This is a genomic window from Paraburkholderia sp. (assembly GCF_035501035.1).
Lineage (GTDB): Bacteria > Pseudomonadota > Gammaproteobacteria > Burkholderiales > Burkholderiaceae > Paraburkholderia.
In genome coordinates, this window is record NZ_DATJWR010000160.1 from 1 (window position 1) to 4,870 (window position 4,870).

Here is a 4,870-nt window from a genome sequence, read left to right on the forward strand (position 1 = left end):
GCCTTCATGCCGACTTCAGAAATGATGGCCCGCACGTCCTGCGCGAAGGCTTCTTCCAGTTTCCGCCGCGCGAACTCGACGCAGTCTTCGCGGTCGCCTGCGCTCGCTGCCGCTTCGGCGCTAGCCTTCGCGGCCAGACCGAATGCTCCAACTGCCTCATCCCACGTCAGGCCGAGCTCCATTACCTGCTGCGCAAGCTTCCCGGCTACAAGACCGAGTTTCGTCATAAGTTCGTTATCCATCGGGCCATTTTCCTTACCAAACCGATCCCGCAGGTGCGAGAAATGCTCATGGGTGTTCCGGCCACGCTAGGCATTCGCGCTCGGCGGGCACCAGGCCCAGCGCGTCTTCGACCGTTTCGACTAACGGTCTCGACGTGGCAGCGGCCAGTATCGACCCGGTTGCCAGCGGCGCGTGGGCTGGCGTAGATGCCAGAGTGTCGGCAGTGCGCAACGGGGCCCCTTTCGCCGTTTCCGGCGGCGTTCATCCGATCGGCCCATTCAAGGTCATGAGCCGGACATCGCTGGGGCGCGGAACCCAGAGCGCGGCGGCGCTGTCGACGGTCGCCTTTCGTGTGCCGCTCTTCGAAGATCTCCACTACATCTCCCCCGCCCTCCCCGGTCGCCACTCCGCACAGCTCCGCGAACCTGCGCATCCAATTAAACGATATGTCGGCACGCTCAACGCGCCAGGCAGACCGACTCGCTTACGCTCTGCCTCCTTGCCGAATCACATAACATTCGTCGGCGGCGTCAGCAAGAGAACAGACAGTTGCGCCCAAAGGACCCGAAGCATTGGATCTCGACGTACAAGTGGTTGCGCTGGCATCGCAGTGCTTTTCCTGCATCATCGGGTGATCCAGCCACCCCGATGTCTGGCTTTCCAGTTGTTTGAATGCTGCTGCGCAACCGGGACCAGATGCCAGCGCAACGAGATCGCACGTCGTTCCGCGGTCAAACGGCAGTAGGCGATCGAGTCGACTCAGTTGTAGCCCAGGATCGCGGCTGCCTCGACATCGGGCCGATCGATCGGGTTGCCGGCCAGTGAGCCAGTTGGCGCGAGCAGTAGGGAATGGTACGGCAGCACGAAGTTCGCGCTCCTCGTGTCGTCGTCTCGCTGCGTGTTTTCCTGCGCGTAGCTGCTTTCGGGGTGGATCATTGATGCTCCTTCTGGTTTGTCAATAATTTCAGATCAGCCGCTTTTACGGATGAATGTCGTTTGTTTCGATCCCTTGCTTCGCAACTGTCACGTTCGCAGAAGCGATCGCCGTCATGTTGATGATGCGTCGCACCGTCGTCGCAGGCGTGAGAACGCGCACCGGCTTCGACGCACCCAGCAGGAACGGACCGACCGTAACGCCTTCGCCGCCAGTCACCTCCAGCGGGTTGCAGGCAATGTTGGCCGCTTCCACGTTCGGCACGATCAGCCGGTTCGCTTCGCCCGTGAGCGGCGGCCCAGGGACAACTGCTTGCGGATCAACTCGGGGAGCGCCGCATCGCCATGCATTTCGAGTTTCTGAACTGTTCGTGACGCCGCACGGTGAGGCCTCATCTGCCGTGGGAAGCCGTCGACGGGCATGGCATCGAACTCGACATTCGTCTGCAGGAGCGGCGCGACAGCTTCTTCAACGGTAATAGCGCCTGCAATATAGTTGCTTAGGCAACGTTTAAAGTTTGACATCAGCGACAGCACGCGAGAATTTCCGCAGCGCGTACACGAGCAGTCGTGACCGGATGTTGGCGGATACCGGGAACGTATGGCGCTCGCGTCTTGCTCAGGGACATGAAGGCGCCGGATCCGGTTTCCCTTAGCATTGACCCGGTCAAGCGGGAATTGCAATCTGTCGTATCTCACACAACTACAGCGGCTGAATGTTTGCCGCCTGTTTGCCCTTCGGCCCCTGCTTCATCTCGAAGCTTACCCGCTGGTTTTCCTGCAGTGACCGGAAACCCTTTGCCTGGATCTCTGAGAAGTGCGCAAACAGTTCTTCACTACCGTCGTCCGGCGTGATGAACCCGAAGCCCTTCGCATCGTTGAACCATTTCACTGTACCCGTTGCCATTTTCTGAAATTCCTGAAAAAAATTGCGATGAAGTCGAGACGGCTTTTCGTCAACCGAATCTCCAGCTTTTTACACGATGAATCTACTACGGACACCACGTGCCATGGAGAAAGCCAGGCAGCCCAACGTACCGTTGTTCATCCATATTCAAGGCGCAAGTGCGTCGTCTATGGCCCGCTGCCCGGCACTGAACCCCGCCATCAATGCGTCGACTTCCGTAGCGAAGGGCTGCTGGTTAGCTGCCAGCAGGCGTAGCGGCGCAACCATTGGCTGACTCGTGCCCACCCTTCTGATGTGCACCACGGCAATGAACCCGCGTGGCAGCAGCAACGTCACGTTATGAGACGTTTCGCGGATGGCTTCCAGTTCGACCGCAACCTCGAAATCCCTGTACGCATAATTTCGTTTCATTCCCTTTCCCCCCTCCGCAACCTTGACGAGCGATCAACTCCCCCTGTATTTCACCCGTCGTGTCAAGGGATCCGGCACCCACAACCCCGGTCGCGCGCGCGAGGTGCTGCGCTACATTTGCGCCACGCATCCTGTCTCCTTCGTTCCAGATCACTCGGCCTCGCCCCGCTGCGGCAGGTCGCAACGGGGCAACGCGGATTCAGGTTGCATTTCACGTTGACCGGTGACCACGTGGACGCCCGCGGGCATTCGCGTCATGCGTCGCCGCCTCGCGTTTGATTACGAGGCCTGCGCCGTCATGCAGGTGCAAAGCAAGCCGACAAGACTGCCCGCCTTTATCCCGCGAGGCGGCCGTAAAAGCTTACCCCTGTTACCCCTGCAGCCGCCTCCACCATCGATTGCGGCCATCAGGACGCCAGCAGGACAATCCCGTGTCCGGTCAGGCAATCTGCAGGTCGAGACTGCCAGCAATCGAGCCAGGTACCGCGATCGGGCTTTCCTCCGTCTCGTGCAGGCTCCTCTGAGCGCATGCATTCGCCGAAGCCACCGCCGTCATGTTGATGATGCGTCGCACGGTCGCCGCCGGCGTGAGGATAGCGAGTGCATCGCTGCGCGAACGTTGAGTTGCGGTTGGCTGAAGGCCAGCGCCTCCTGAGCGTGATGTGTCATCCTGTCGTGTTTGAAAGTTTGTCAGTTGAGCGCGCGACGTTTCAACGCCGATTGTCGGCGCGGGACGTGGCGTGCTGCCTGAGGTTACGCAGCAACCGCGCCCTTCGTTGCTCGCGCCTGTAGTGAGCGAGCGCCGCGGGTAACGCGACGGCGAGTGTCGATACGCCGATCGCAAGGCCGATCCATGTTTCTTCGCCCATGCCATTCCCTGTGATGGAATACCGTGACGATGCCCCGCTGCCGCCAGGCCGGAAGCACCGCGAGGTGGTCCAGCGGGCACAACACCGGAATGTGGCCTGGAAGCGCAGGTTGACCTCCAGGCCCGGCGCCAGCCCTTATTGCATGTGCTGACCGCCGTTGATCGCGATATTGGCGCCGGTCACGAACCCGGCATCATCGGAGCACAGGTAGGCGACCAGCGCTGCCACTTCCTCGGGCTTCCCGAGACGCCCCATCGGAACATGCGGCAGGACCTTCGTATCGAGGATCTCCTGCGGGATCGCCGTCACCATCTTCGTCGCCAGGTAGCCCGGCGAAATGGTGTTGACGGTTACGCCCTTGCGCGCGACTTCCAGCGCCAGCGACTTGGTGAAGCCGTGCATGCCGGCCTTGGCCGCCGCATAGTTGGTCTGCCCCACCGAGCCTTTCGAGCCGTTGACCGAAGAAATATTGACGATGCGCCCCCAGCCGCGCTCCACCATACCTTCACAGATTGGCTTCGACATGTTGAATACGGAATCCAGGTTGGTCCGGATAACGGCGTCCCAGTTGACCTTGTCCATCTTCTTGAACGTCGTGTCCCGCGTGACACCGGCGTTATTCACCAGGATGTCAACCGGGCCAACCTCAGCCTGGATCTTCGCCGCACAGTGCTGGCATGAGTCGTAATCGGCCACGTCCACCGGGAAGGCTCGAAACCCGTATCCCTGTGATTCCATGCTGGCCAGCCACTCATCTGCGCCCGTATTGCTGGGGGAGTACGTGACGACCACTGCATGGCCTGCATCATGCAGCTTCTTGCTGATCGCCTCGCCAAGGCCGCCCATCCCACCTGTCACCACCGCAATTTTTTTCGTCATGCTAATGATCCGTAATCCTGTTGTCTGTGAGAGCAGTAAATTCCCGGTGGCATCGGTTGTCTGCCACCGGCGTTTCCACAATGCACTGCCACTTCCGGCGCAGGCCGAAGGCAGTGGCCCAGCATTGCTCAATCACGCGCGTTTTTTCTTTTGAGACTGCGCGAATACAGTGCGGTTCGCCTGCGAAGCCACCATCCGCCTCGCAAACGCCCCGCGACATCCGGGGTTGAATGATCAGGCACGCTCGAGCGCGAGCGCCACGCCCATGCCGCCGCCGATGCACAGCGAGGCCAGACCGCGCTTCGCGTCGCGGCGCCGCATTTCGTGCAGCAGCGTCACGAGAATACGGCAGCCCGACGCACCGATCGGGTGACCGATCGCAATCGCCCCGCCGTTCACGTTGATCTTCGACGTGTCCCAGCCCATCTGCTTGTTCACCGCGAGCGCCTGCGCCGCGAACGCCTCGTTGATCTCCATGAGATCGAGATCGTTCACTGTCCAGCCCGCGCGCTCCAGACAGCGCTTCGAGGCCGGCACCGGGCCCATGCCCATCACCTTCGGGTCCACCCCGCCGCTGGCGTACGCCTTGATGCGCGCAAGCGGCGTGAGCCCCAGCGCCTCGGCCTTCTTCGCCGACATCACCACGACC

Annotated in this window: 5 protein-coding genes and 2 pseudogenes; all 7 read right to left on the bottom strand. The window is 61.1% G+C overall.

From position 1 onward, the window contains the following. Nucleotides 1-242, bottom strand: a 242-nt coding sequence (locus tag VMJ11_RS11235) for a hypothetical protein (protein WP_325619493.1), incomplete at its 3' end; no start/stop codon positions are given. A gap of 739 nt (nucleotides 243-981) precedes the next feature. Beyond that, a complete protein-coding gene (locus tag VMJ11_RS11240) occupies nucleotides 982-1,158 on the bottom strand; it encodes a hypothetical protein (protein WP_325619494.1) in 177 nt (58 codons plus the stop codon). Between the two features lie 43 nt (nucleotides 1,159-1,201). After that, nucleotides 1,202-1,509, bottom strand: a pseudogene (locus tag VMJ11_RS11245) (phosphate acyltransferase); the annotation flags it as partial. 349 nt (nucleotides 1,510-1,858) lie between these two features. Further along, a complete protein-coding gene (locus VMJ11_RS11250; protein WP_325619495.1) occupies nucleotides 1,859-2,062 on the bottom strand; it encodes a cold-shock protein in 204 nt (67 codons plus the stop codon). 147 nt (nucleotides 2,063-2,209) lie between these two features. Further along, nucleotides 2,210-2,473 (bottom strand): hypothetical protein, encoded by a 264-nt coding sequence (locus VMJ11_RS11255; protein WP_325619496.1) that lies wholly within the window; start codon nucleotides 2,471-2,473, stop codon nucleotides 2,210-2,212. Nucleotides 2,474-3,477: 1,004 nt separating this feature from the next. After that, on the bottom strand, nucleotides 3,478-4,221 hold the full coding sequence (phbB, locus tag VMJ11_RS11260; protein ID WP_325619497.1) for an acetoacetyl-CoA reductase: 744 nt from the start codon (nucleotides 4,219-4,221) through the stop codon (nucleotides 3,478-3,480). A 234-nt stretch (nucleotides 4,222-4,455) separates the two neighbouring features. Further along, a pseudogene (locus VMJ11_RS11265) lies at nucleotides 4,456-4,870 on the bottom strand (acetyl-CoA C-acetyltransferase); the annotation flags it as partial.